At 69.3% G+C, this 26291-nt stretch carries 24 protein-coding genes and 4 tRNA genes; 10 read left to right on the top strand and 18 right to left on the bottom strand.

Translation table 11 applies throughout. The annotated features are described in order from the left end of the window. Positions 1–57 precede the first annotated feature (57 nt). The 10 genes from ABZX96_RS18350 to ABZX96_RS18305 all read right to left on the bottom strand — a co-directional run bounded on the left by ABZX96_RS18350 (position 58) and on the right by ABZX96_RS18305 (position 13529). Positions 58–3957: a DNA-directed RNA polymerase subunit beta' gene (locus tag ABZX96_RS18350; protein WP_355545595.1), complete on the bottom strand. Its 3900-nt coding sequence runs from the start codon at positions 3955–3957 to the stop codon at positions 58–60. Between the two features lie 158 nt (positions 3958–4115). Next, on the bottom strand, positions 4116–7598 hold the full coding sequence (rpoB, locus tag ABZX96_RS18345; RefSeq protein ID WP_355545499.1) for a DNA-directed RNA polymerase subunit beta: 3483 nt from the start codon (positions 7596–7598) through the stop codon (positions 4116–4118). Positions 7599–8229: 631 nt separating this feature from the next. Beyond that, entirely contained in the window at positions 8230–8616 is a 387-nt protein-coding gene (gene rplL / locus ABZX96_RS18340; RefSeq protein WP_355545497.1) for a 50S ribosomal protein L7/L12, read from the bottom strand. Positions 8617–8697: 81 nt separating this feature from the next. After that, positions 8698–9249: a 50S ribosomal protein L10 gene (gene rplJ, locus ABZX96_RS18335; protein ID WP_355545494.1), complete on the bottom strand. Its 552-nt coding sequence runs from the start codon at positions 9247–9249 to the stop codon at positions 8698–8700. Positions 9250–9590: 341 nt separating this feature from the next. Continuing rightward, on the bottom strand, positions 9591–10493 hold the full coding sequence (locus ABZX96_RS18330; RefSeq protein ID WP_355545491.1) for a hypothetical protein: 903 nt from the start codon (positions 10491–10493) through the stop codon (positions 9591–9593). 154 nt (positions 10494–10647) lie between these two features. Continuing rightward, positions 10648–11364, bottom strand: coding sequence for a 50S ribosomal protein L1 (rplA, locus tag ABZX96_RS18325; protein WP_355545488.1), 717 nt, complete (start codon positions 11362–11364; stop codon positions 10648–10650). A gap of 110 nt (positions 11365–11474) precedes the next feature. After that, the gene (rplK, locus tag ABZX96_RS18320) at positions 11475–11909 is read right to left on the bottom strand and encodes a 50S ribosomal protein L11 (protein WP_355545485.1); all 435 of its coding nucleotides are present in this window, start codon (positions 11907–11909) and stop codon (positions 11475–11477) included. Between the two features lie 168 nt (positions 11910–12077). Next, positions 12078–12980, bottom strand: a complete 903-nt coding sequence (nusG, locus tag ABZX96_RS18315) for a transcription termination/antitermination protein NusG (protein WP_355545482.1) — start codon at positions 12978–12980, stop codon at positions 12078–12080. 72 nt (positions 12981–13052) lie between these two features. After that, the gene (secE, locus tag ABZX96_RS18310; protein ID WP_355545479.1) at positions 13053–13349 is read right to left on the bottom strand and encodes a preprotein translocase subunit SecE; all 297 of its coding nucleotides are present in this window, start codon (positions 13347–13349) and stop codon (positions 13053–13055) included. 107 nt (positions 13350–13456) lie between these two features. Beyond that, positions 13457–13529, bottom strand: a tRNA-Trp gene (locus tag ABZX96_RS18305). Positions 13530–13709: 180 nt separating this feature from the next. Here ABZX96_RS18305 and ABZX96_RS18300 point away from each other — a divergent pair. Beyond that, the gene (locus tag ABZX96_RS18300; RefSeq protein ID WP_355545476.1) at positions 13710–14948 is read left to right on the top strand and encodes a pyridoxal phosphate-dependent aminotransferase; all 1239 of its coding nucleotides are present in this window, start codon (positions 13710–13712) and stop codon (positions 14946–14948) included. A gap of 194 nt (positions 14949–15142) precedes the next feature. Beyond that, the gene (locus tag ABZX96_RS18295; protein WP_355545474.1) at positions 15143–16201 is read left to right on the top strand and encodes an adenosine deaminase; all 1059 of its coding nucleotides are present in this window, start codon (positions 15143–15145) and stop codon (positions 16199–16201) included. Between the two features lie 153 nt (positions 16202–16354). Here the strand turns inward: ABZX96_RS18295 and ABZX96_RS18290 are convergent, their stop codons facing one another. The 6 genes from ABZX96_RS18290 to ABZX96_RS18265 all read right to left on the bottom strand — a co-directional run bounded on the left by ABZX96_RS18290 (position 16355) and on the right by ABZX96_RS18265 (position 18948). Beyond that, entirely contained in the window at positions 16355–17410 is a 1056-nt protein-coding gene (locus ABZX96_RS18290) for a UDP-N-acetylmuramate dehydrogenase (protein ID WP_355545471.1), read from the bottom strand. Between the two features lie 68 nt (positions 17411–17478). Beyond that, positions 17479–17913, bottom strand: coding sequence for a MaoC family dehydratase (locus tag ABZX96_RS18285; RefSeq protein WP_355545468.1), 435 nt, complete (start codon positions 17911–17913; stop codon positions 17479–17481). Between the two features lies 1 nt (position 17914). Beyond that, a complete protein-coding gene (locus ABZX96_RS18280) occupies positions 17915–18415 on the bottom strand; it encodes a MaoC family dehydratase N-terminal domain-containing protein (RefSeq protein WP_355545465.1) in 501 nt (166 codons plus the stop codon). Between the two features lie 87 nt (positions 18416–18502). After that, complete coding sequence (rpmG, locus tag ABZX96_RS18275) at positions 18503–18667, bottom strand: 50S ribosomal protein L33 (RefSeq protein WP_004571794.1); 165 nt, start codon at positions 18665–18667, stop codon at positions 18503–18505. An 85-nt stretch (positions 18668–18752) separates the two neighbouring features. Beyond that, a tRNA-Met gene (locus ABZX96_RS18270) sits at positions 18753–18825 on the bottom strand. 50 nt (positions 18826–18875) lie between these two features. Continuing rightward, positions 18876–18948, bottom strand: a tRNA-Thr gene (locus tag ABZX96_RS18265). 194 nt (positions 18949–19142) lie between these two features. Between ABZX96_RS18265 and ABZX96_RS18260 the strand changes: the two genes are divergently transcribed. Together ABZX96_RS18260 and ABZX96_RS18255 are read left to right on the top strand one after the other, a co-directional pair. Beyond that, complete coding sequence (locus tag ABZX96_RS18260) at positions 19143–20435, top strand: amidohydrolase family protein (RefSeq protein WP_355545462.1); 1293 nt, start codon at positions 19143–19145, stop codon at positions 20433–20435. A gap of 508 nt (positions 20436–20943) precedes the next feature. Continuing rightward, positions 20944–21609, top strand: a complete 666-nt coding sequence (locus tag ABZX96_RS18255; protein WP_355545459.1) for an NAD(P)H-binding protein — start codon at positions 20944–20946, stop codon at positions 21607–21609. Between the two features lie 91 nt (positions 21610–21700). On the opposite strand, the gene ABZX96_RS18250 is transcribed toward ABZX96_RS18255, so the two are convergent. Then, positions 21701–21801 (bottom strand) — tRNA-Tyr (locus tag ABZX96_RS18250). Between the two features lie 139 nt (positions 21802–21940). Between ABZX96_RS18250 and ABZX96_RS18245 the strand changes: the two genes are divergently transcribed. Further along, a complete protein-coding gene (locus tag ABZX96_RS18245; RefSeq protein ID WP_355545456.1) occupies positions 21941–22729 on the top strand; it encodes an NUDIX domain-containing protein in 789 nt (262 codons plus the stop codon). On the opposite strand, the gene ABZX96_RS18240 is transcribed toward ABZX96_RS18245, so the two are convergent. Beyond that, on the bottom strand, positions 22713–23750 hold the full coding sequence (locus ABZX96_RS18240; protein ID WP_355545454.1) for an XRE family transcriptional regulator: 1038 nt from the start codon (positions 23748–23750) through the stop codon (positions 22713–22715). The two genes, ABZX96_RS18245 and ABZX96_RS18240, sit on opposite strands and share 17 nt — an antisense overlap. Positions 23751–24642: 892 nt before the next feature. On the opposite strand from ABZX96_RS18240, the gene ABZX96_RS18235 reads away from it, so the two are divergent. The 5 genes from ABZX96_RS18235 (at position 24643) to ABZX96_RS18215 (ending at position 26286) form a co-directional block, all read left to right on the top strand. Next, positions 24643–25101, top strand: a complete 459-nt coding sequence (locus tag ABZX96_RS18235) for a pRL2-23 (RefSeq protein WP_355545451.1) — start codon at positions 24643–24645, stop codon at positions 25099–25101. A 117-nt stretch (positions 25102–25218) separates the two neighbouring features. Continuing rightward, on the top strand, positions 25219–25485 hold the full coding sequence (locus tag ABZX96_RS18230; RefSeq protein ID WP_355545448.1) for a DUF6284 family protein: 267 nt from the start codon (positions 25219–25221) through the stop codon (positions 25483–25485). Continuing rightward, the gene (locus ABZX96_RS18225; protein ID WP_355545445.1) at positions 25482–25643 is read left to right on the top strand and encodes a hypothetical protein; all 162 of its coding nucleotides are present in this window, start codon (positions 25482–25484) and stop codon (positions 25641–25643) included. Before ABZX96_RS18230 ends, ABZX96_RS18225 begins: the two co-directional genes overlap by 4 nt. Continuing rightward, positions 25643–25951: a DUF6303 family protein gene (locus ABZX96_RS18220; protein ID WP_355545442.1), complete on the top strand. Its 309-nt coding sequence runs from the start codon at positions 25643–25645 to the stop codon at positions 25949–25951. Before ABZX96_RS18225 ends, ABZX96_RS18220 begins: the two co-directional genes overlap by 1 nt. Next, positions 25948–26286 carry a hypothetical protein gene (locus tag ABZX96_RS18215; RefSeq protein ID WP_355545440.1) on the top strand — a complete coding sequence of 113 codons (339 nt, stop codon included), beginning with the start codon at positions 25948–25950 and terminating at the stop codon, positions 26284–26286. The genes ABZX96_RS18220 and ABZX96_RS18215 overlap by 4 nt, the downstream gene beginning before the upstream one ends. Positions 26287–26291: the final 5 nt, after the last annotated feature.

Genomic DNA, 26291 nt, shown 5'->3' with positions numbered 1-26291 from the left:
AACGCCGCGGGGCGGCCACCCCCGAAGGGATGGCCGCCCCGCGTGCGGCACAGGTGCCTACTGGTTGTACGGACCGTAGTCGTAGTCCTCCAGCGGAACCGCCTGGCCGGAGCCGGTGCCGAAGGGCGAGTAGTCGATGTCGTCGTAACCGACGGCCGAGTACATCGCGGCCTTGGCCTCCTCGGTCGGCTCGACCCGGATGTTGCGGTAGCGGGACAGGCCCGTACCGGCCGGGATGAGCTTACCGATGATGACGTTCTCCTTGAGGCCGATCAGGGAGTCCGACTTGGCGTTGATCGCCGCGTCGGTCAGAACCCGGGTCGTCTCCTGGAAGGACGCCGCCGACAGCCAGGACTCGGTGGCCAGCGAAGCCTTGGTGATACCCATCAGCTGCGGACGGCCGGAGGCCGGGTGGCCACCCTCCGCCACGACGCGACGGTTCTCGCTCTCGAACTTCGAGCGCTCCACCAGCTCGCCGGGCAGCAGCTCCGCGTCGCCCGACTCGATGATCGTCACGCGGCGCAGCATCTGCCGGATGATGATCTCGATGTGCTTGTCGTGGATGGCCACACCCTGCGAGTTGTAGACCTTCTGGACCTCGCCCACCAGGTGGACCTGGACGGCCCGCTGGCCGAGGATGCGCAGCACGTCGTGCGGGTTGATGGCACCCACGGTCAGCGGCTGGCCGACCTGGACGTGGTCGCCCTCGCTCACCAGGAGACGGGCGCGCTTGGAGACGCCGTAGGCGGTCTCGTCGCTGCCGTCGTCCGGGGTGACGACGATCTTCTTGGTCTTCTCGGTCTCCTCGATGCGGACGCGGCCGGCCGCCTCCGAGATCGGGGCGACACCCTTGGGCGTACGGGCCTCGAAGAGCTCGACGACACGCGGCAGACCCAGGGTGATGTCGTCACCGGCCACACCACCGGTGTGGAAGGTACGCATCGTCAGCTGGGTACCGGGCTCACCGATGGACTGGGCGGCGATGATGCCGACCGCCTCACCGATGTCGACCAGCTTGCCGGTGGCCAGCGAGCGGCCGTAGCAGTAGGCGCAGGTGCCGACCGCGGACTCACAGGTCAGGACGGAGCGGGTCTTGACCTCCTCCACGCCGTGCGCGATGAGCTGGTCGATCATGACGTCGCCCAGGTCGACGTTGGCGGAGGCGATGACCTTGCCGTCCACCACGACGTCCTCGGCGAGCATCCGCGCGTACACGCTGGACTCGACGTCGTCGGCCTTGCGCAGCACGCCGTCGGCGCCCTTGCTGCCGATCCGCAGCTTCAGACCGCGCTCGGTGCCGCAGTCCTCCTCGCGGATGATGACGTCCTGCGAGACGTCCACCAGACGACGGGTGAGGTAACCCGAGTCGGCGGTACGCAGCGCGGTGTCCGCCAGACCCTTACGGGCACCGTGCGTGGAGATGAAGTACTCCAGCACGGACAGACCCTCGCGGAACGACGCCTTGATCGGACGCGGGATCGTCTCGTTCTTCGCGTTCGACACCAGACCACGCATACCGGCGATCTGCCGCATCTGCATCATGTTTCCTCGGGCACCCGAGTCAACCATCATGAAGATGGGGTTGGTCTTGGGGAAGTTGTCGTTCATCGCCTCGGCGACCTCGTTGGTCGCCTTGGTCCAGATGTTGATCAGTTCCTGAGTGCGCTCGTCCTTGGTGATCAGACCGCGCTCGTACTGCTTCTGGACCTTCTCGTCCTGGGCCTCGTAGCCCGCGACGATGGCCTTCTTGGCCTCCGGCACGACGATGTCGGACACCGCGACGGTGACACCCGAACGGGTCGCCCAGTGGAAACCGGCCGCCTTCAGGTTGTCCAGCGTCGCCGCGACGATGACCTTGGGGTAACGCTCCGCCAGGTCGTTGACGATCGCGGAGAGCTGCTTCTTGCCCACCGAGTAGTCGACGAACGGGTAGTCCTCGGGCAGCAGCTCGTTGAAGAGCGCGCGGCCCAGGGTCGTCCGCAGCCGGAAGCTGTCACCCTGCTGCCACTCCGGCTCGCCCTCCTCGGCGGCCGGCGGGGTCCAGCCGCGCGGCGGGACGGTGCCGACCGGGAAGCGGATGTCGACCTTCGCCTGGAGCGACAGCTCGCGGGCGTCGAACGCCATGATCGCCTCGGCGACGGAACCGAACGCCCGGCCCTCGCCGATGACCTCGCGCTCCTCCTCGTCGGTGGTGAGGAAGAACAGGCCCAGCACCATGTCCTGGGTCGGCATGGTGACCGGACGGCCGTCGGCCGGCTTGAGGATGTTGTTCGAGGACAGCATCAGGATGCGGGCCTCGGCCTGCGCCTCCGCGGAGAGCGGCAGGTGGACGGCCATCTGGTCACCGTCGAAGTCCGCGTTGAACGCGGTGCACACGAGCGGGTGGATCTGGATGGCCTTGCCCTCGACGAGCTGCGGCTCGAACGCCTGGATACCCAGACGGTGCAGCGTGGGCGCACGGTTGAGCAGCACCGGGTGCTCGGCGATGACCTCTTCGAGGACGTCGTACACGACGGTGCGGCCACGCTCGACCATGCGCTTGGCCGACTTGATGTTCTGCGCGTGGTTCAGGTCCACCAGGCGCTTCATCACGAACGGCTTGAAGAGCTCCAGCGCCATGGCCTTGGGCAGACCACACTGGTGCAGCTTGAGCTGCGGGCCCACGACGATGACGGAACGCGCCGAGTAGTCGACACGCTTGCCGAGCAGGTTCTGACGGAAACGACCCTGCTTGCCCTTCAGCATGTCGCTGAGGGACTTCAGCGGCCGGTTGCCCGGGCCGGTGACGGGGCGACCGCGGCGGCCGTTGTCGAACAGCGCGTCGACGGCCTCCTGCAGCATCCGCTTCTCGTTGTTCACGATGATCTCGGGGGCACCGAGGTCAAGGAGACGCTTGAGGCGGTTGTTGCGGTTGATGACGCGGCGGTACAGGTCGTTCAGGTCGGAGGTCGCGAAGCGGCCACCGTCCAGCTGCACCATCGGACGCAGGTCCGGCGGGATGACCGGGATGCAGTCCAGCACCATGCCGTTGGGGCTGTTGCGGGTCTGCAGGAACGCGGAGACGACCTTGAGGCGCTTGAGCGCACGGGTCTTCTTCTGGCCCTTGCCGGTACGGATGATCTCGCGGAGCTTCTCGGCCTCTTCGTCCAGGTCGAAGGACTCCAGGCGCTTCTGGAGCGCAGCCGCGCCCATGCCGCCCATGAAGTAGGTGCCGAAGCGGTCGCGCAGCTCGCGGTAGAGCAGCTCGTCGCCCTCCAGGTCCTGGACCTTGAGGTTCTTGAAGCGGCTCCACACCTCGTCGAGACGGTCGATCTCGCGCTGCGCGCGGTCGCGCAGCTGCTTCATCTCACGCTCGGCGCCCTCGCGCACCTTGCGGCGCACGTCCGCCTTGGCGCCCTCGGCCTCCAGCTCGGCCAGGTCGGTTTCGAGCTTCTTGGCGCGGGCCTCCAGGTCGGCGTCCCGGCGCTGCTCGATCTGCTGCCGCTCGACGGAGACGTGCGCCTCCAGGGAGGGCAGGTCGCGCGTACGGCGCTCCTCGTCCACCCACGTGATCATGTAGGCGGCGAAGTAGATGACCTTTTCCAGGTCCTTGGGGGCCAGGTCCAGCAGGTAGCCCAGCCGGCTCGGCACGCCCTTGAAGTACCAGATGTGCGTGACGGGGGCGGCCAGCTCGATGTGGCCCATCCGCTCGCGGCGCACCTTGGCGCGGGTGACCTCCACGCCACAGCGCTCGCAGATGATGCCCTTGAAGCGGACGCGCTTGTACTTACCGCAGTAGCACTCCCAGTCCCGGGTGGGGCCGAAGATCTTCTCGCAGAAGAGGCCGTCCTTTTCGGGCTTGAGGGTGCGGTAGTTGATGGTCTCCGGCTTCTTGACCTCGCCGTGCGACCACTGACGGATGTCGTCAGCGGTGGCCAGGCCAATCCGCAGCTCGTCGAAGAAGTTGACGTCGAGCACTGTCGTCAATCCCTCTTTCAGGGTTTGTGCCCCTCGCCAGGGCGAGTATCGGGGCGCTTCATCGTGGTCTGGGGGTCCGGATGGGGGTCACTCCCCCTGGGCCGCGCGGGCCCGGGGGGAGGACCGGGGCTCCCGGCTGGGAGCCCCGGTCAGACCCGTCAGACCTCTTCGACGCTGCTCGGCTCGCGCCGGGACAGGTCGATTCCGAGCTCCTCCGCGGCGCGGAAGACGTCCTCGTCGGTGTCGCGCATCTCGATGGACATGCCGTCCGAGGACAGCACCTCCACGTTGAGGCACAGCGACTGCATTTCCTTGATGAGTACCTTGAAGGACTCCGGAATGCCCGGCTCGGGGATGTTCTCGCCCTTGACGATGGCCTCGTAGACCTTCACGCGGCCGGTCACGTCGTCGGACTTGATGGTCAGCAGCTCCTGGAGGGCGTAAGCGGCGCCGTACGCCTCCAGCGCCCACACCTCCATCTCACCGAAGCGCTGGCCACCGAACTGAGCCTTACCACCCAGCGGCTGCTGCGTGATCATCGAGTACGGGCCGGTCGACCGTGCGTGCAGCTTGTCGTCGACCAGGTGGTGGAGCTTGAGGATGTACATGTACCCGACCGAGATCGGGTCCGGGAACGGCTCGCCGGAGCGGCCGTCGAACATCCGGGCCTTGCCCGAGGACTTGACCATCCGCTCGCCGTCGCGGTTGGGGATGGTCGCGTCGAACAGACCGGCCAGCTCGTCCTCGCGCGCGCCGTCGAAGACCGGGGTCGCGACGTTGGTGCGCGGCGCCACGTCGTCGGCGCCGATCGCCTGCAGGCGCTTCTGCCAGTCGGCGTCGCCCTCGACCTTCCAGCCCTGGCTGGCGAGCCAGCCCAGGTGGATCTCCAGGACCTGTCCCGGGTTCATTCGGGACGGGACACCCAGCGGGTTGAGGATGATGTCGACCGGGGTGCCGTCCTCCAGGAACGGCATGTCCTCGACCGGCAGGATCTTGGAGATGACGCCCTTGTTGCCGTGGCGGCCGGCGAGCTTGTCACCGTCGGTGATCTTGCGCTTCTGCGCGACGTAGACGCGGACGAGCTGGTTGACGCCCGGGGGCAGCTCGTCGCCCTCCTCGCGGTCGAAGACGCGCACGCCGATGACCTTGCCGGTCTCACCGTGCGGCACCTTCAGCGAGGTGTCGCGCACCTCGCGCGCCTTCTCACCGAAGATCGCGCGGAGCAGGCGCTCCTCGGGGGTCAGCTCGGTCTCACCCTTGGGCGTGACCTTGCCGACGAGGATGTCGCCGGCGACGACCTCGGCACCGATACGGATGATGCCGCGCTCGTCGAGGTCCGCGAGGACCTCCTCGGAGACGTTCGGGATGTCCCGGGTGATCTCCTCGGGGCCGAGCTTGGTGTCACGGGCGTCGACCTCGTGCTCCTCGATGTGGATCGAGGAGAGGACGTCGTCCTGCACGAGGCGCTGCGACAGGATGATCGCGTCCTCGTAGTTGTGACCCTCCCACGGCATGAACGCCACGAGCAGGTTCTTGCCGAGGGCCATCTCGCCCTCGTCGGTGGACGGGCCGTCGGCGAGGACCTGGCCCTCGATGACCCGCTGGCCCTCGTCCACGACGACCTTCTGGTTGAAGGACGTGCCCTGGTTGGAGCGCGTGAACTTGGCCACCCGGTAGGTGTTGTATGTGCCGTCGTCGTTGGCGACGGTGACGTAGTCCGCGGAGACCTCCTGGACCACACCGTCCTTCTCGGCCTTGATGACGTCGCCGGCGTCGACCGCGCAGCGGTACTCCATGCCGGTGCCGACCAGCGGCGCCTCGGCCTTGATCAGCGGAACGGCCTGCCGCATCATGTTCGAGCCCATGAGCGCGCGGTTGGCGTCGTCGTGCTCAAGGAAGGGGATCATCGCGGTCGCGGCCGACACCATCTGGCGCGGCGAGACGTCCATGAAGTCCACGTCCTCGACCGGCACGAGGTCGACCTCGCCGCCGCGGCGGCGGACCAGCACACGCTGCTCGGCGAACCGCAGGTCCTCGGTCAGCGGCGCGTTCGCCTGCGCGATGAGGAAGCGGTCCTCCTCGTCGGCGGTCAGGTAGACGACCTCTTCGGTGACCTGGCCGTCGACGACCTTGCGGTACGGGGTCTCGATGAAGCCGAAGACGTTGACCCGGCCGTAGGAGGCCAGCGAACCGATCAGACCGATGTTCGGGCCTTCGGGCGTCTCGATCGGGCACATGCGGCCGTAGTGCGAGGGGTGCACGTCACGGACGTCCAGACCGGCCCGCTCACGGCTCAGACCACCGGGACCCAGGGCCGAGAGGCGACGCTTGTGCGTCAGACCCGACAGCGGGTTGGTCTGGTCCATGAACTGGGACAGCTGGCTGGTGCCGAAGAACTCCTTGATGGAGGCGACGACCGGCCGGATGTTGATCAGGGTCTGCGGCGTGATCGCCTCGACGTCCTGCGTGGTCATGCGCTCGCGGACGACCCGCTCCATACGCGCCAGACCGGTGCGGACCTGGTTCTGGATCAGCTCGCCGACGTTGCGCAGGCGGCGGTTGCCGAAGTGGTCGATGTCGTCGGTCTCGACGACGATCGACTGACCGTTCTCACCGATCGTCTCGGTCTCGCCGGCGTGCAGCTTGACCAGGTACTTGATGGTGGCGATCACGTCGTCGACGGTGAGCACGCCGGCGTCCAGCGGCTCGTCCCCGCCGAGCTTCTTGTTGACCTTGTAGCGGCCGACCTTGGCCAGGTCGTAGCGCTTGGGGTTGAAGTACAGGTTCTCCAGCAGCGTCTGCGCGGCCTCGCGCGTCGGCGGCTCACCCGGACGCAGCTTGCGGTAGATGTCCAGCAGCGCGTCGTCCTGGCCCTGGGTGTGGTCCTTCTCCAGGGTGGCGCGCATCGACTCGTAGTCGCCGAACTCCTCCAGGATCTGCTCGGTCGTCCAACCGAGGGCCTTGAGCAGGACGGTGACGGACTGCTTGCGCTTGCGGTCGATGCGGACACCGACCATGTCGCGCTTGTCGATCTCCATCTCCAGCCAGGCACCCCGGGACGGGATGATCTTGGCGGAGAAGATGTCCTTGTCGGACGTCTTGTCGATCGAGGAATCGAAGTAGACGCCCGGCGAGCGGACCAGCTGCGAGACGACGACACGCTCGGTGCCGTTGATGACGAAGGTGCCCTTGTTCGTCATGAGCGGGAAGTCGCCCATGAAGACCGTCTGGGACTTGATCTCGCCGGTCTCGTTGTTGGTGAACTCGGCGGTGACGAAGAGCGGGGCCGCGTACGTGAAGTCGCGCTCCTTGCACTCGTCGATGGAGTTCTTCGGAGGCTCGAATCGGTGGTCGCGGAACGTCAGCGACATCGACCCGGAGAAGTCCTCGATCGGGGAGATCTCTTCGAAGATCTCTTCCAGACCGGACTTGGTGGGGACGTCCTGACCACTTTCCAGCGCAGCCTCGACGCGACCCTTCCATGCGGCATTGCCGAGCAGCCAGTCGAAGCTTTCGGTCTGCAGCGCAAGGAGGTTGGGAACCCCGAGGGGCTCCTTGATCTTCGCAAAGGAGATGCGCAGCGGGGCGGTGCTGTCGCCGTTGTTCGTATTGGCAGTCGAGGCGTTGCGCGAGGCGGCCAAGAGGGGGTCCTTCCGAGGGCTCGGACTCACTACGCGCGTGCCGGTCCTGATCCGAGCGCACCGAGGGAAAGCCCTGGTAGGGCGGTTCTTTCAGCAGTGCTCGGGCTCAGGTATGCCCCTGGTGACGGGCAGGGAGCAGCTAACAGGCAGCGCAAAGGGTCAGTGTAGCCACTTGGCACACTGATGTCCAGAGCGAGTTTCCGGGGACCGGTTCAGCACCGTGATACCGATCTTCTCCCTCCGGGAGGCGGCACCCTCCTCGACGGAGGAACCCCTCGTTCTTCCACTCCACGTCCAGCGCCTGTCGCCGTCCGCGCGCTCAAGGCGCACCTCGATGCTTCCCTCTTCGCAGGCGATCCATGCCTCGGACCTCGGATCGCTTCTGACGTCGCGTCCCTGAGAATTGCGCGCTGCGTGCGGTTCGTCAAGGCCCCCCACCCCAGGGAGATCGTCACGGGGGTGCACGTCCGGGCAACGAAGATCACCATACTCGCACGCCGGCAGGGTGCGGCGCAGCCGCCCCAGGAACGCCCGAGGGCGACCACCCGCTTGGGTGATCGCCCTTGGCGTGATCTTCCGGAACCGGGGTCCCGGCTGCCCCTCACGGGGCGGGGTCAGACGACCCGTGAGGTCACTTGACCTCGACGGAGGCGCCGGCGCCCTTGAGGGCCTCGGCGGCCTTCTCGGCGGCGTCCTTGGCGACCTTCTCCAGGACCGGCTTCGGGGTGCCGTCGACCAGGTCCTTGGCCTCCTTCAGGCCCAGGGAGGTCAGCTCACGCACGACCTTGATGACCTGGATCTTCTTGTCGCCCGCACCGGTGAGGATGACGTCGAACTCGTCCTTCTCCTCCTCGGCGGCGGCGGCCGGGGCACCCGGGACACCGGCGGCGGCGACGGCGACCGGAGCGGCGGCCTCGACGTCGAACTTCTCCTCGAACGCCTTCACGAACTCGGAGAGCTCGATCAGGGTCATCTCCTCGAACTGCGCGAGCAGGTCGTCCAGGCTGAGCTTCGCCATGATGGCGGTCCTTCCACTAAATCGGCTGGTGCCGGATGTACATTGCGGCGGGCGTACCGGCCCGCTGGACTGCGGAGTGGATTACTCCGCGGCCTCGGCGGGAGCCGGCGTACCGGCACCGCCCTGCTCCACCTTGCTGCGAAGCGCCTCCGCGGTGCGGACGAACTTCGTGAGGGGGGCCTGGAAGGTCGCGGCGGCCTTGGCCATCGAGCCCTTCATGGCACCCGCCAGCTTGGCGAGCAGAACCTCGCGGGACTCAAGGTCCGCAAGCTTCTTGATCTCGTCGGCGGTCAGCGCCTTGCCGTCAAGGACACCGCCCTTGATGACGAGATTCGGGTTGTCCTTGGCGAAGTCACGAAGACCCTTCGCCGCCTCGACCGGGTCCCCGGTCACGAAGGCGACAGCGGTCGAGCCCTTGAGGTGCTCGTCCAGCGTGATTCCGGCCTCGTGGGCCGCAATCTTGGTCAGCGTGTTCTTCACCACACGGTACTGAGCGTTGTCACCGAGCGAACGGCGCAGCTCCTTGAGCTGCGCGACGGAAAGTCCGGTGTACGCGGTCACAACAGCGGCGTTGGAGTTACGGAACTTGTCCGTGATCTCCGCAGCGGCTGCGACCTTGTCGGGCCTCGCCATGAGCCTCGGCCTCCTTCCGGGTGATGAGGACCGCGCAGAAGGGGCTGGGCAAAACAAACGCCCCGGCGCAGGCGCACGGGGCAACAACTCGAACCGGTCGCAAAACCGGGAGCTCTTCCTCATTCACCTGCGCAGGCCGTCCGCAGCTAGCGGATCCTTCGGCCACCACACGCCCCAGGGGGCATGCGGAGACAACCAGCGGTCTTTGGCTTCCCGAACACATTAAGGGAACGACCTGCGCAGAGGCAAATCGGGCAGTGCGGACGCCGGGCGGGGCCGGTCCGGCACCGCCCGGCGGGCCGGGCAGGCGCGGACGACCATCCGCCCGCGCCACCCGGCGATCAGGCCTTGGCGTCCGCCTTCGCCAACTGCTTCTCGATCTCCTTCAGGATGTCGAGCGTGTCCGCGGCCGGCGGGGCCTGCACGTTCGCCTTGGTGCCGTAGTCGGAGTAGTTCCCCACCAGGTTCATGGGGCCGGTCTTCGTGTCCATGCCGACCTTCATCTTCACCGGGTAGTCGTCGCTGTTCACCCAGATGTCGATGTCGTACTTCTTGACGCCGAGCTTCTTGATCGACTCCCGCTGCCGCTCGCGGAGCTCCGGCGTGACCAGCTTGCTGGCCTCCTGCTCCTTCAGCGCCTCCTCGACGCTCACGGAGCCCGTGTAGTGCTCCGCGGAGACGCCGTTCACCGTCTCGGTCCCGACGTGCTTGACGTTCGGCGATTCGAGCAGCGGCGCGAGCTGCTGGGCCGGGTCCTGGGTGGTGCCCGCTCCACCGGTGAGCTGCGCGAGCAGCTTCTCGTTGCCGCTCTTCTTCGCGATCGCCGCCATGTCGATCTTGGCCCACTTCTTGGCGGCCATCTCCGGGGGCAGCGCCTCCTTCATGCTGGTCAGCTCCGTGTACATGGCGCCGTCGACCTGGATCATGCGCACCGGAGCGGTGACCTTGCCCTGCGTGGCGGCGGCCGGCATGGTCACGGTCATGTCGATGGCCTGCGGGTCCCACCCCATGACGCCCGACATCTTCATCTCTCCGGACGCGCCCGGCATCGTCATGGTCATATCGACCTTGGCCGCCTTCGCCGACTGCATCTTCTTGAAGGTCGCCGTGATGGCCTGGACCGGCGTGCGGCGCGCCTCGTCGCCCTGGGCCTTGTCCGAACCGCTCTGACAGCTCGACAGGCCCGCCGTGAGTGCCAGCGCGGCCACGGCGACGCCGGTCCGGCGCACGAAGGTGCTCTTCATACCCACCCCTTGATCTTCTGATCGAACGCTTAGCACCGTAACCCACGCCTGTGACAGCCCCCAAAGCACAAGAGCCGGGCCCCGCCCTCCGAAGAGGAGCGGGGCCCGGCCCATGTCGTCAGCGCTACCGCGCCGCGAGGCGTCGATCAGGAGATCAGACGGCCTCCTCCTCGACGAGGAGGTTGCGGGTGCGGTTGGGGTCCAGCGGGATGCCGGGGCCCATCGTGGTGGTGATGGTGGCCTTCTTGATGTAGCGGCCCTTGGCGGCGGACGGCTTCAGACGGTTGATCTCCTCCAGCGCCGCGGCGTAGTTCTCCACCAGCTTGGCCTCGTCGAAGGAGACCTTGCCGATGATGAAGTGGAGGTTCGCGTGCTTGTCGACGCGGAACTCGATCTTGCCGCCCTTGATGTCGGTGACAGCCTTGGCGACATCCGGGGTGACGGTGCCGGTCTTCGGGTTCGGCATCAGGCCACGGGGACCGAGCACGCGGCCGAGGCGGCCGACCTTGCCCATCAGGTCCGGGGTGGCGACGACGGCGTCGAAGTCCAGACGGCCCTTGGAGACCTCGTCGATCAGTTCGTCGGAGCCGACGATGTCGGCGCCCGCGGCTTCCGCGGCCGCAGCACGGTCGCCGGTCGCGAAGACCAGGACCCGGGCGGTCTTACCGGTGCCGTGCGGAAGGTTCACGGTGCCGCGGACCATCTGGTCGGCCTTGCGCGGGTCGACACCCAGACGCATGGCAACCTCGACGGTCGCGTCGAACTTGGCGGACGAGGTGTCCTTGGCGAGACGGACGGCCTCAAGCGGGGCGTACAGACGCTCCCGGTCGATCTTCGCGTCCGCGTTGCGAAGAGTCTTGCTGCGCTTCACTGCTGCTCCTGTGGGGATGGGTGTGGAGTCGTGGTACGGGCCAGCGCCTGGCCCTGCCACGGGCGGTACCGGTGCGCGGCGGATGCCGCACGGCCGTTACGGGGCTGGGATCAGCCCTCGACCGTGACGCCCATGGAACGAGCGGTGCCGGCGATGATCTTCATCGCGGCGTCGATGTCGTTCGCGTTGAGGTCGGGCATCTTGGTGGTGGCGATCTCGCGGACCTGGTCGTTCGTGATCTTCGCGACCTTGGTCTTGTGCGGCTCGCCGGAGCCCTTCTCCACACCCGCGGCCTTGAGGATCAGCTTCGCGGCCGGCGGGGTCTTGGTGACGAAGGTGAAGGAACGGTCCTCGTAGACCGTGATCTCCACCGGCACGACCATGCCACGCTGCGACTCGGTCGCGGCGTTGTAGGCCTTGCAGAACTCCATGATGTTGACGCCGTGCTGACCCAGCGCGGGGCCGACCGGCGGAGCCGGGTTCGCGGCACCGGCCTGGATCTGGAGCTTGATCAGCCCCGTGACCTTCTTCTTCTTGGGAGGCATGCTCTCTCCGGGTCCTAGTGAGAGGTGTTTCGCCAGTCCATCCGGCCATCCGGATGGAGGCATACCGCACAACGATAACGGGTATGGTCGTGCGGCCAAAAACCGAGCAGGTCAGACGTGCTCCGAGGAGCGCGTCTGACCTGTCCGGTGGCTGGTGGTGCGAAGAAGCTAGTTCTTCTGGATCTGGTCGAAGCTCAGCTCGACCGGGGTCTCGCGACCGAAGATCTCGACGAGGCCCTTGACCTTCTTCGAGTCGGCGTTGATCTCGTTGATCGTCGCCTGCAGCGTCGCGAACGGACCGTCGGTGACGGTGACGGAGTCGCCCACCTCGAAGTCCAGGACCTGGACCTCCAGCTTGCGGGCCGGCGCCGGCTTGCCCTCGGCCTCGGCGGCCTCCTTGGCGGCCTTGGCCTCGGCCTCCGGGGCGAGCATCTTGACGATCTCGTCCAGGGTCAGCGGGTACGGGTCGTAGGCGTTGCCCACGAAGCCGGTGACGCCCGGCGTGTTGCGCACCACGCCCCAGGACTCGTTCGTCAGGTCCATGCGGACCAGGACGTAGCCGGGGAGCTTGTTCTGCCGGACGTTCTTGCGCTCGCCGTTCTTGATCTGGACGATCTCTTCTTCAGGCACCTCGGCCTGGTAGATGAACTCCTCCACGTTCAGCGAGACGGCGCGCTGCTCCAGGTTGGCCTTCACGCGCTTCTCGTAGCCCGCGTAGGTGTGGATGACGTACCACTCGCCCGGAAGGGTGCGCAGTTCCTCGCGCAGCGCGGCGACCGGGTCGACGGCCTCCTCGGCCTCGTCCTCGGTGTCCTCGTCCGCGGGCTCCTCGACGGCCTCTTCGGACTCGTCCGCGCCCTCCGACTCCTCGGCGGCCTCGTCGTCCGCCTCGGTCTCGTCCGCGGCCTCGGCGGCAGCAGCGTCCGCGGCGTCGGTCTCGTCGCGCTCCGCGGCCTCGACGGCCTCCGTGGCGGTGTCGTCGCCCTCGACCTCGGCCGGGACGGCCGCGTCAACGTCGGCCTCTGCGGCCCGGGCGGGCTCGGCGGGCTCGTTCAGGTTCGGGTCAGACACTGGGCTGCTTCTTCCTGGCTTCAAGGGGTTGAACATGGCAAAGGGCGCCCCGTGAAGGCGCCCTTCGCGGGATCAGCCGAAGACGTACTTGACGACCTGGTTGAACCCCAAGTCAATCACGGTTACGAGACCGATGATGATGAGTACGAAGACGATCACCACAGTGGTGTACGTCGACAACTGGCCGCGCGTGGGCCAGACGACCTTGCGGAGTTCCGCGATGATCTGACGGTAGAAGAGGGCGATACGCGCGAACAGGCCCTTCTTGCCGCGCTTGCCGCCACGCCGGGGCTTCTTCTTGCTTTCCGCGGTGTCGTCCGCGGACCGACCGCGCTCAGGCATGTCGATGGAGCCCAGGGCGTCCGTCACTCGTCCTCACCTGAATCCGGGTCGTGGCCGTGCCGCGCCCGGTAGAGCCGCACGGCGGTGCATTTCAGTACGTACGCGTGCACGCACCTGGTGAGAAGTGCGTGTAGCAGGGCCGGAGGGACTTGAACCCCCAACCGCTGGTTTTGGAGACCAGTGCTCTACCAATTGAGCTACGACCCTTTGTGGTTCCCCAACCTACCGCATCCGCCCGGCCGCACTAAGGGAGCGGACGATGATCGCCTGTTGGGGCCAACGGTCAGCGAGTGTACGTGGTCCTGGGCCCGGCGTCGAACAGGAAGCTCTTCGAGACCTCCGCAAACCCGTGTGCCGGGCCCTCGCGCGGTCTGGGACGATGCCCCCATGAGCGCTGCTACTCCTCCCGCACAGTCCCCCGCCGACCGGCGGGTGTCCGTCCGCGTCGGGTCGATCTCCGAGTCCGCGACCCTCGCCGTCGACGCCAAGGCCAAGGCCCTCAAGGCCGCCGGGCGCCCGGTGATCGGCTTCGGGGCGGGCGAGCCCGACTTCCCGACGCCGGACTACATCGTCGAGGCGGCCGTCCAGGCGTGCCGCGACCCGAAGAACCACCGCTACACCCCGGCCGGCGGCCTCCCCGAGCTGAAGGCCGCGATCGCCGCGAAGACGCTGCGCGACTCCGGCTACGAGGTCGAGGCCGCGAACGTCCTGGTGACCAACGGCGGCAAGCAGGCCATCTACGAGGCGTTCGCGGCGATCCTCGACCCGGGTGACGAGGTCATCGTCCCGGCCCCCTACTGGACGACCTACCCGGAGTCGATCCGCCTGGCGGGCGGCGTGCCGGTGGAGGTCGTCGCGGACGAGACGACCGGCTACCGCGTCTCGGTGGAGCAGCTGGAGGCGGCCCGCACGGACCGCACCAAGGTCCTGCTGTTCGTCTCCCCCTCGAACCCGACCGGCGCGGTCTACACCCGCGCGCAGGTCGAGGCGGTCGGTCGCTGGGCCGCCGAGCACGGCCTGTGGGTCCTGACGGACGAGATCTACGAGCACCTGGTCTACGGCGACGCGGAGTTCTCCTCGCTGCCGGTCGTGGTGCCCGAGCTGCGCGACAAGTGCATCGTCGTCAACGGCGTGGCCAAGACGTACGCGATGACCGGCTGGCGGGTGGGCTGGGCGATCGGGCCCAAGGACGTCATCAAGGCCGCGGCGAACCTCCAGTCGCACGCCACCTCCAACGTCTCCAACGTGGCCCAGGCGGCGGCCATCGCCGCGGTCTCCGGCGACCTGACGGCCGTCGAGGAGATGAAGGTCGCCTTCGACCGGCGCCGCAAGACGATCGTGCGGATGCTGAACGAGATCGACGGCGTCCTGTGCCCCGAGCCCGAGGGCGCGTTCTACGCGTACCCGTCGGTCAAGGGCGTGCTGGGCAAGGAGATCCGCGGTCGTCGCCCGCGCACCAGCGTGGAGCTGGCCGAGCTGATCCTGGAGGAGGCCGAGGTCGCGGTCGTCCCGGGTGAGGCGTTCGGCACGCCGGGCTACCTGCGGCTTTCGTACGCGCTGGGTGACGAGGACCTCGTCGAGGGCGTGTCCCGCATCCAGAAGCTGCTGGCGGAGGCCGTGGCGTAGGTCCGCGACGGACCGGCCACACGCCGTCTGCGGCCCGCCCGAGGGTCCCCGGAGCCCGGGGACCCTCGGGCGTTTTCGCGCCCTCTCCCGGCCGCCGAACGCCCTGCTCGGCGGCTTTCGACCACACCTTCGTACGGGCCCCCGTTCGGGAAACGCCCTACCGAGGGGCCCGGCGGGTACGGCAAGATCCTGGGATGGAGCGTGTTCCTGATCGCGGCGAGGCCGCCGAACGAGACCTGCGTCGCCTGCCCAAAGCCCACCTGCACCTGCACTTCACCGGGTCGATGCGGCCCGCGACCCTCCTGGAACTGGCCGACAAGTACGGCGTCCACCTCCCGGACGCCCTCAGCGGCGGCGAGCCGCCGAAGCTGCGCGCCACGGACGAACGCGGCTGGTTCCGCTTCCAGCGGCTCTACGACATCGCGCGCTCGTGCCTGCGCACCCCCGACGACATCCGGCGGCTGGTCCGCGAGGCCGCCGAGGAGGACGTGCGCGACGGCTCCGGCTGGCTGGAGATCCAGGTCGACCCGACCTCGTACGCGCCCCGGCTGGGCGGGCTGATCCCGGCGCTGGAGATCATCCTGGACGCGGTGCGGAGCGCGTCCCGCGACACCGGCCTGGGCATCCGGGTCCTGGTCGCCGCCAACCGGATGAAGCACCCCCTGGACGCCCGCACGCTGGCCCGGCTGGCGGTCCGCTACGCCGACCAGGGCGTGGTCGGCTTCGGGCTCTCCAACGACGAGCGCCGGGGCCTGGCCCGCGACTTCGACCGCGCGTTCGCCATCGCTCGCCGGGGCGGCCTGCTGGCGGCCCCGCACGGCGGCGAGCTGGCCGGCCCGGCGAGCGTCCGGGACTGCCTGGACGACCTGCACGCCGGCCGCGTCGGGCACGGCGTGCGGGCCGCCGAGGACCCCGTACTGCTGCGCCGCCTCGCCGATCGCGGCGTGACCTGCGAGGTCTGCCCGACGTCCAACGTGGCGCTGGGCGTCTACGAGAAGCCCGAGGACGTCCCCCTGCGCACCCTGTACGAGGCGGGCGTCCCGATGGCGCTGGGCGCGGACGACCCGCTGCTGTTCGGCTCGCGGCTGGCGGCCCAGTACGAGCTCGCGCGCGCCGCGCACGGCTTCACGGACGCGGAGCTGGCCGAACTGGCCCGCCAGTCCGTCCGCGCCTCACGGGCGCCCCAGGACGTCCGCGCGCGGCTCCTGACGGGCATCGACGCCTGGCTGGCGGAGCCGCCGGGCGCCGGCTGACCGACCGGGACGCCTGGGGGTGACGTCGGCGGACGGGCCACCTGGCAGCGACTCCGGCGGATGGGCGACCGTCCGGGCCGCCCACGGGACGGCGTCGGCAGACAGACGCCCGCCCGAGCAACCCACAGGACGGCATCGGCAGACAGACGCCCCCTACAGCCCGACCCCGACCATCACCGGCTCGTTCACGAGCGTGACACCGAACGCCGCGTGCACCCCGTCGCGCACCTCGCGCGCCAGGGCGAGCAGGTCCTCGGTGGTGGCCGCGCCCCGGTTGGTGAGGGCGAGCGTGTGCTTGGTGGAGATGCGGGCCGGGCCGGTGCCGTAGCCCTTGACGAACCCGGCCTTGTCGATGAGCCAGGCGGCGGAGGTCTTCACCAGGCCCTCCCCCGCCGGGTAGGCGGGCGGCGTGACGTCCGGGCCGAGCCGGTCGTGGACCCGGCGGACGAAGGCGGCGTGCTCCTCGCCGGTGAGGATCGGGTTGGTGAAGAACGAGCCGGCCGACCAGGTGTCGTGGTCCTCCGGGTCCAGCACCATGCCCTTGCCCGCCCGCAGCGCCAGAACGGTCTCGCGGGCGGCGGCGACGGGCACCCGGTCGCCGGCCTCCACGCCCAGGGCGCGGGCGGTCTCGGCGTACTTCAGGGGCGCGGACAGCCCGTCCGCGTCCTCCAGCTCGAAGCGCACCCGCAGGACGACGTACCGGTCCGGCTCCGCCTTGAAGCGGCTGTGGCGGTACGCGAAGCCGCACTCCGCGTTCGGAATGGTGACGGTCTCGCCCGCCCGCCGGTCGTACGCGATCACTTCACTGATGGTCGAGGACACTTCCTGCCCGTACGCGCCCACGTTCTGGATCGGCGTGGCACCGGCGGACCCGGGGATACCGGCCAGGCACTCGATGCCCGCCAGCCCGGCCGCGACCGTGCGGGCCACCGCGTCCGACCAGTTCTCGCCCGCGGCCAGCGTCAGAGTGGTGCCGTCGAGCTCGAAGCCGCGGGTGGCGATGCGCAGGGCGGTGCCCTCGAAGCCCTTGTCCCCGATGACGAGGTTGGAGCCGCCGCCGATCAGCAGCAGCGGCGTCCCGGCGTCGTCCGCCGCGCGGACGGCCGCGGTCACCTCGTCGTCCGTGGTGGCGGTGACCAGGCGGGTCGCCGGTCCGCCGAGGCGGAAGGTGGTCAGCGGGGCCAGGGGCGCGTCGTGGAGTTCCTGCACGCGCACAAGGGTACGGGGGCGGTTCCGCCGCTCCGGCGGGACCGCCCCCGTGCACCCGGGCCCGTGGATCAGGCGAGCCGGACCACGGCGCGGGACATGCCCAGCACCTTCTGGCCCGCGCTCATGGCGACCAGGTCGACCCGGACCGTGCGGGCCTCGTCGTCCAGCTTGGCCGCGACCTTGCCGCTGACCTCGATGACCGCGCCCTCGTCGTCGTTGGGCACGACCACCGGCTTGGTGAAGCGCACGCCGTAGTCGACCAGGGCACCCGGGTCACCCGTCCAGTCGGTGACCACCCGGGCGGCCTCGGCCATGGTGAACATGCCGTGCGCGATCACGTCCGGGAGGCCGACCTCCTTGGCAAAACGTTCGTTCCAGTGGATCGGGTTGAAGTCGCCGGAGGCGCCCGCGTACCGGACCAGCGTGGCGCGCGTCACGGGGAACGTCATGGCGGGCAGCTCGGTGCCGACCTCGACGGCGTCATAGGAGATCTTCGCGGCCATCTCAGGCACCTCCGGTGTTCGCGGCCGGCTCGTCCGCCTTGGCCTCGTCCGCCTTGGGCTCGGCGGCCCGGGCCACCAGCTTGGTGACGGCGGTCACGACGTGCTCGCCCGCCTCGTCGTGCACCTCGCCCCGGATGTCGAGGATGTCGTTGCCCGCCATGGACTTGATGGCCTCGATGGTCGTGGTGACCCGCAGCCGGTCACCGGCGCGCACCGGCCGGGTGTAGGAGAACTTCTGGTCGCCGTGCACCACCCGGTCGTAATCCAGACCCAATTGCGGATCTTCCACGACCTGCCCCGCGGCCTTGAAAGTGATCGCGAACACAAAAGTCGGCGGCGCGATCACATCCGGGTGCCCGAGCGCCCTGGCCACCTCGGGATCGGTGTACGCCGCGTTCGTGTCGCCGATCGCCTCGGCGAATTCGCGGATCTTCTCCCGGCCGACCTCATAAGGGGCTGTGGGCGGGTAGGACCGCCCGACAAAGGACTGGTCGAGCGCCATGTGCTCGCAACCTCCCTGAAACTGGTGCAGTGATAACGCTACGAGGCCGCCCCCAGAAGTGGGGGCGGCCTCGTGAACGAGCCTGACTTATCGCGTCTCGCGATGCGCGGTGTGCGCGTTGCAGCGGGGGCAGTGCTTCTTCATCTCAAGACGGTCCGGGTCGTTGCGCCGGTTCTTCTTGGTGATGTAGTTCCGCTCCTTGCACTCCACGCAGGCCAGCGTGATCTTCGGGCGGACGTCGGTGGCAGCCACGTGAGTGCTCCTTGACGGTACGGACGGATGAACGCATAAAAGAGTAGCCGATCGAAGGACCGACCCAACAATCGGCTACTGTGAGTAGCGGTGACCGGACTTGAACCGGTGACACAGCGATTATGAGCCGCTTGCTCTACCGACTGAGCTACACCGCTGTGATGCGAGGAGCATCTCGTCCGCGAGGACGAGATACCTCACACATCAGAGCCCCAATACGGAATCGAACCGTAGACCTTCTCCTTACCATGGAGACGCTCTGCCGACTGAGCTATTGGGGCGAGCGATGAAGACATTACACGGCCTGCCGCCAAAGGTGAAATCCGTACCCGGAAGCCCGCCGCAACAGCCCCTTCCGCCCCAGCCGCACCACGTCCGTATGACTTTTGCGCACCTGCCCGGCGGACCGCCGGACGCGTCCTAGGCTCGGATCGCCCCGCGTGATCGCGTACGCGCCCGGCCCACGAGGAGCGCGATGTCCGCCAGCAGCCCGCAGCCGCCCCGGCCCCGGAAACCCTGGCCGCCGGCACCACGGCACGGCGGACCCCTACCCACGGGAGCCCCCCAGGGCGCGACGCCACTGCCTGCCCCTCTGCTCCTGAGCGGCGCCCGGCTCGCCGACGGCCGCACCGTGGACGTCCGGCTCGCCGACGGCCGGATCGCGGCGGTCACCACGGCGGACGGCCCGCGCCCCGGCACTTCCCGCCCCGACACCCTCGACCTGTCCGGCTACCTGCTGCTCCCCGCCCCCGCCGAACCCCACGCCCACACCACCGACGCCCTGACGGCGAACGGCCCGCGCCCCGTCCACGAGGTGCGGCGGCGGACCACCGAGGCGGCGCTGCTGCACCTGGCCCACGGCGCGACGGCGCTGCGCAGCCACGTCCCCGTAGGCGGCGCGCACGGGCTGCGCTCCCTGGAGGCGGTGCTCCTCGCGGGGCGGGCGCTGCGCGGGCTGACCGAGGTGTCCGCCGTCGCGGTGCCCCCTCTGCTGACGGGCCGGGCCGGCGCGAACGGCCGGGCGGCGCTGCGCGACGCGGTGGCCATGGGCGCCACGACCCTCGGCGGCCACCCGGCCCGGGACCCGGATCCGACGGGCCACGCCCGGCTGGTCCTGGATCTCGCCACCGCCCACGGTCTCCCCGTCGACCTGCACACGGACGGCGACGACCCCGCGTGGCTGGCCCGCGTCGCGGACCTGGCGACCGGCGCGCCCTTCCCCGTGACCCTCGGCCCCTGCGCCGGCCTCGCCCACCTCCCCGCGGCCACGGCCGCCCGAGCGGCCGAACGCCTCGCCGCGGCCAATGTCACCGTCGTCTGCCTCCCCCAGGGCAACTGCGGCACCTTGGGGCGGACCGAAACACCACCGACCCTCATGGCACCCGTCCGCCTCCTACAGGCGGCAGGCGTACGCGTCGCGGCGGGCAGCGGCTCCCTCCGCGACACGACGAACCCCGTGGGCCGCGCCGACCCCCTGGAGGCCGCCTACCGCCTCGTCTGCCACGGAGAGTCCCCACCGTCGGCCTACGAGGCCATCAGCGCGACGCCCCGCGCGGCCCTGGGCCTCCCACCCGTACGCATCGAGCCCGGCTCCCCGGCGGACCTGCTGGCGGTGCGGGGCGAACGGCTGACCGACATCCTCTCCTCGGCGGCCAGCCGCATCGTGGTGCACGCCGGACGGGTGGTGGCCCGCACCCGCACGGTCCGCGAGTACGGCGCACTGGCAGCGCGCACGGTCCGGGGGGTGCCGCACCAGGGGCAGGGGTGAGGGCGGCCGTCGCGCGGCACAACCGACACGAGGCCGAGGAGACGGGCGGAGCCCGCACAGTGGCCGTCCGCGGCACGCGGCACGAGCTGACGGCCGACGCGCGAGGCGAGTGGAGCCCGTCCGCGGCACGCCGGCACGAGCGACGCGCGGGGCGGGTGGGGCCCGTCCCCGGTACACCGGCACGAGCTGACGAGTGAGGCGGCCCCGCACAGTGATCGTCCGCGGCATGAGCTGACGGCCGACGCACGAGGCGAGTGGAGCCCGTCCGCGGCATGGCAGGCGATGCGGGCGCCCGTCCGGCGGAACGGGTCCGGCTCCTGGCCGCTGGACGTCCACGCAACGGGACGGGTCCGGCTCCTGACCGCTGGGCATCCGCCCAATGGGACAGGCCGTCCCCGGCCGGCCCAGTCGCCCCAACGGACCTGAACCAGCCTCTGCGTGGACGGGCTCCCGCACCGCTCCCCCGTCCGGGCGGTGCGCCGGGCCGCGGAGGCGTACGGTCGGGATCATGCGCATTGTCATCGCAGGAGGACATGGTCAGATCGCGCTGCGGCTGGAGCGGCTGCTCGCCGGGCGCGGGGACGAGGTCGCCGGCATCGTCCGGCGGCCCGAACAGGCCGGCGACCTGCTGGCCGCGGGTGCCGAACCGGTCGTCTGCGACCTGGAGGCGGCGTCCCTGGCAGACGTCGTACGGCATCTGGAGGCCGCGGACGCGGCCGTCTTCGCGGCGGGCGCGGGCCCCGGCAGCGGCGCCGCCCGCAAGGAGACCGTGGACCGTGCCGCCGCCGCCCTCTTCGCGGACGCCGCGGAGGCCGCGGGCGTCCGGCGCTTCCTGATGGTCTCGGCCATGGGCGCGGACAGCGAGCCCCCCGAAGGCAGCGACCCGGTCTTCGCCGCCTACTTGCGCGCCAAAGGCGCCGCCGACGCACACGTACGGGCCAGAAGCGGTCTCGAATGGACGATCCTGCGCCCCGGCCGCCTCACGGACGCCCCCGGCACCGGACGCGTCTCCCTCGCCGAGTCGACCGGCCGCGGCGAAGTCACCCGGGACGACGTGGCCGCCACACTGGCCGCGCTCCTCCGCGCCCCCGACACGGCGGGCCGCACGCTGGAGCTGATCGGCGGCGAGACGGAGATCGAGGAGGCGGTCCGCAAGGCGGCGACGCCGTCCTGACGGGTGTTTGTCCGGCCCCTGTGAGGCCGACCGGCACAACGAGATCGGCCCCCGTTCCGCTGAACGCGGAACGGGGGCCGATCCATGACTGTGGCGGCGCCAGGATTCGAACCTGGGAAGGCTGAGCCGGCAGATTTACAGTCCACCCAAGATTTTCCATGCGGGTTGGCCCGGAGCTGCTGCTTTGCCGCCGGCCCGGGCAGGCTCCCTGTATCTCGTCCACACCTCGTCCTGATCTTGTGTCGTCCGCGCACGAAATGAGGCTGGAGGCACAGTGGAACCGGCCCGTTACGCTGATAGGCACTACGGCAGAACGGAGAGTGCTCCGCGGATGGGACCGAAGACGACCAGGGTCTACGAGACGCTTCGCGCACGGCTGGCCTCCGGGGAGTACGCGCCCGGCACCAAGTTCCCATCGGAACGCGCGCTCGCCGAGGAACTGGGCATCGGCCGGACCGCGCTCCGCCAGGTGCTTGCTCGTCTCGTCTCTGAAGGCGCGTTGGAAGTCCGTGGCCGCAGCTCCTACCAGGTGCCGGGCGCCGTGAGCGTAACGACCCCGGAGGGACTGAAGCCGTGGCGCATCCGCGGCCAACGCGATGTTTACGACAACCCTTGGGTCAAGCTCCAGCTCTGGGATGTGGAACCGCCCGGTGTGAAGCGGTTCGAACATCACGTAGTGATGCTTCATCATGTCGCGATCACGGCCGTCCTGGACGAACAGGATCGTGTGCTCATGATGTGGCGGTACCGGTTCGTTCCTCAGCAGTTCGGATGGGAACTGCCCGGCGGCATCGTGGACGAAGGGGAGGACCCGGCGGACACGGCGCTCCGGGAAGTCGTGGAGGAAACCGGGTGGCGGCCGAAATCGCTTGAGCACGTCATGACCTACCAACCGATGATCGGCATGGTGGACTCACCCCACGAGATCTTCATAGCCCGCGGAGCCGAGCAGGTGGGCTCACCCACGGATGCCGAAGAGGCGGGGCACATTGAATGGGTCCCGCTGTCCGATATCCCGGGGCTGATGGCCCGTGGCCAGCTGATGGGGTCGGGCACCCTCGTTGCCTTGCTGCACATCCTGGCAAGCCGCGGGAAGCCAGGCGTCACGCCCGCTCGCTGAGGAGATCGATACGGCGCCGCTGCCGCACCGACCCGGTGCGGCCGGCCAGCCGCCGGGCCTGCCTCAGGTGGGTGGTCGCTTCGTCGTACTCAGCTCGTGCCAGGTGCGCTTGGGCCAGGTCGATGTAGAGCCCTGCCCGCGCCCGTACGAACGTCGGGTCCATGTCTTCCAGCGCGCCGTAGAGGTCCGACACGGCCTCGTCGTCCCCCAGCAGGGCAAGAACGTTGCCGCGCCACCGGAGGAGGTGTGCGCCGTTTAGGAAGATGCTCAGCATGTCCGGGTCGCGGTCCTCCTGGCCTGGCGGTACGACCGCCGCGGCGGCATCGAGCGCCCGCTTGCAGTCGTCCGGCATGCCGGCATGGGCGCACATCTCCGCTTCCGCGGCGAACAGCCACGCGCGCAGTCGCGGGGAGCCCGCTTGCCCGAGCGTCCGTTGCGCACTGCGGACCAGCTCGGCACCGAGCGCCGGACGGCCGGCTTCACACAGCACGTAAGCCTGTTCCCCCATGGCATGGGCCAGGTACATGGGCGCCTCAGCGTCATGAGCCGCGCGTTTCGCCATCTCATAATGACGCCAAGCCCGTTCGACGGCGCCGGAGTCGATCGCTTGCCACGCGGCAAGCGTCGATGCGCCGGCAAGAGCGAGCGCTACGGGGCGCCGCGCGTCGGGCAGAACAGCGAAGCTCAGCGCCTCCTCCAAGGCGGCAAGATGGCCGGTCATCTGGTCGATGAGGCTCGCGGCGCCTCGCTGGCGATCCATGGTGCGCAGTAGCTCGGTTTGATCGTTGAATGCCTGCACCATGGACGCGCTGACGCTACCGGCCGAGTCGATTCGTCCGAGCAGCTCGTCATAGCCATCCGCCGCCGGAACGGAGACGGCCGCCCCGGCGCCCCTCAGTTCCGCGTCTGTGACGCCGAGCAGTTTCCGAAGGATGCCCGCGTACCGGTCCGGGATCTTTCGCTTGCTGTTCTCCCAGTCGGACACGTACACCCGCAGGCTCGCAGTAGAGGCGACATCCACGAGGTTCCGCCGGGCGTATTGCTCGATCTCTCGGATCAGCCGTTCCTGAGACCAACCACGCGCCGTTCGCGCGTTCCGAAGTCCTGTACTCACGGGCACCGCCAGGCGATAGAGCCGGGAACCAGCCCACTCAGGATGCCCCACGTTGCCGCAGGTCAACAGCCCCTTAACCGAGAAAAGTTAAGGATCGCTGGCTACCGGCACCCCCGTCTCGAACGGTCTCCTGGTGACGCATCGAGTTGCGGTGAACGTAACTCGAAGGGGCGAGACCCCTTGACTCTGGTGCGCTCCAGATGCACGCTACTGGTGCGCACCAAAAAGTCGCTGACTTCGGTGCTCACCACCGCCCGGAGGGCCCGTGACACGGCCCAAGGGAAGCGGCCGTGCCTTGAGAACTCAACAGAGTGTCGAACTGGCAGGGGTTTGAGTCCCCGCCCCCGCATCGGCCCGGGTGACGGCCGCCGGCGGCCACTTCGTGGCAGGCGAACCCGACCTGTCCGCGCGTCAGCTCTGGAGAACACCCAATCAGGGAGCACCTTTCGTTTCTGAAGGCCAACCCCTGGGTGCCAACTGGTGCGCCGCCGCCCTGCTGGCGTCAGAGCAGCAACGATGACGCACCGACCCCAGGCTCGGGACCGAACGCCGTGGCAACGGCGCTCCTGCAAAGCCTGCGCTCACCTTCCGCTCCTGTCGGAGGTTTCGATGCAACGACATTCTTGGGCGCCGCCCGTGCCGGACCAGCGTGGGTCGGCCGCGCCCTTCCGCGTCACCACCACCGCGCGCCCGCTCCTTTCGCGCGGTTGAGCACGAGTGCTCACGGTCCCGGCACACCGCCGCATTCGCGGGCGGCGTGCCGGGAGTCGTGGACACCCGTCCTTCAAGGAGATCCACCATGTGGAGCACCCTGATCGCGGTTGTGGGCACGCTGGCCGGAGCACTGGTCAGCGGACTTCTCCAGCACCGCGTTGCCCGCGCCGACCGGATCGAGGCGCGTCGTGAGCAGGTACGCCGTGACCGCATGCACGCGGTTACGAGCCTGGCCACCGCCCTCAGTGATCACCGTCGGGCCATGTGGGAGCTGTACGACGCGACCCTGACCGACCAGCCGGCCCAGCGCGTGCAAGAGCTGCGCGACGAGTCGCACCGCACCCGCAGCGCCATTACGGAGCCGGCGGTGCGGGTACGGCTGCTCATCGCGGACGAAGCGGTTCGCGCCGCCGCCGCACAGGCCACCACCGCCACCTACGTCATCCGCGACGCGACCGGCCTGGACGACCTACAGGCCCGGCGCCATGCGGCGCTGTGCGCTCATGACGCCTTCGTTGACGCGGCCGGCACCTTCCTGAGCTGACCACCTCATCGACGCGCGGCCGTCTGGCCACGCGCTTTCTGAACGGCGCGCGGTCCCGGGCTGCCACCCGGGACCGCTGGTTTGGGCCGTTCCCACGTGAAGGAGGACTAACGACCCATGGCCATCATCATGGCACTTCACGGCGGCATCACCGCCCCGTCCGACGAACAGGAACCGACGCGGGCGGAGCTGGACGCCATCGAGCAGGAGCAGCCGGTCATCCACGCGGCCGTGGCGCTCCTGGACGCGCAGATCTCCACTTTGGACGGCCCCCTGTCGGAGCTGGACCGCCACCGTCTGCGCCGGGCGAAGAACCGGCTGCTGACCGCGCGGCGGGAGCTGGCCAGCCGGACCACGAGCCGCCCGCCGGAGGTAGGGGCATGAACACGTGCCTTCACCGCCGACCGCGGCCCGCGCTGCGCCACCGCCTCTACCGGCGGCTGCACCCGCGCGCCTACCGCGCCGGGCAGGTTGCCGAGCAACGGCACCTCCTGGATGACGCCCTGGACTACACCCGTGTCCTCCCGTTCGGGGGTGCGTGATGGCCCAGATCACCTATCTCGCGCAACTGACCAGTGCTGACGGCCACAGGTGGCGGCTGTTCGTCGCGCACCTGAGCAATCCGGCCGAAGCCTGGCCCGAGCATGCCTGGGGCCACGACACCGCGGTACCCACCCCGCCCGAACGCGAACAGGCCCTGGCCCGTCTCGGCTACGAGGTGGCGCCCGACGACGAGTGGACCTGGGTCGAGTACAGCCAGGTGCCGGGTAATCCGCACAGTCCGGTGCGGCTGGTCGCCGGGATCGCCGTGCGGCCCCTGGCCGCCGCCCGGACGGCGGTGGCCGCGTGATCCGCATCGTCACCACCGCCCGCCTGGCCGCCCTACAGGAAGAGGCGGAGGCCGTCCGCAGTGAGCGGGACAGCGCTCTGGAGGCGCTGGACACCCACTGGATCGGTTACCTCTGCTCGATCGAGCGGCTGACCGAGGAACGCGATGGGGCGGAGCGCTTCGCCCGCGCCGTCTTGAGGAATGGCACGGAACTACTCGACCGCGTGGAAGAGGCCACCGCCACCCGTGCCGCGGCACTGTTGCTGGCGAGCCTGTGGGCGGCGCGGGTGGCTTCCTTGGAACGAGAGCTGGAGACCGCACGGGCGGCGCTCCGCTCCGCATCGGGGGAACTATGAGGCCA

This window comes from Streptomyces sp. NPDC003077 (assembly GCF_040611095.1).
Taxonomy (GTDB): domain Bacteria; phylum Actinomycetota; class Actinomycetes; order Streptomycetales; family Streptomycetaceae; genus Streptomyces.
This window is presented reverse-complemented; position numbering and strand designations above follow the sequence as displayed.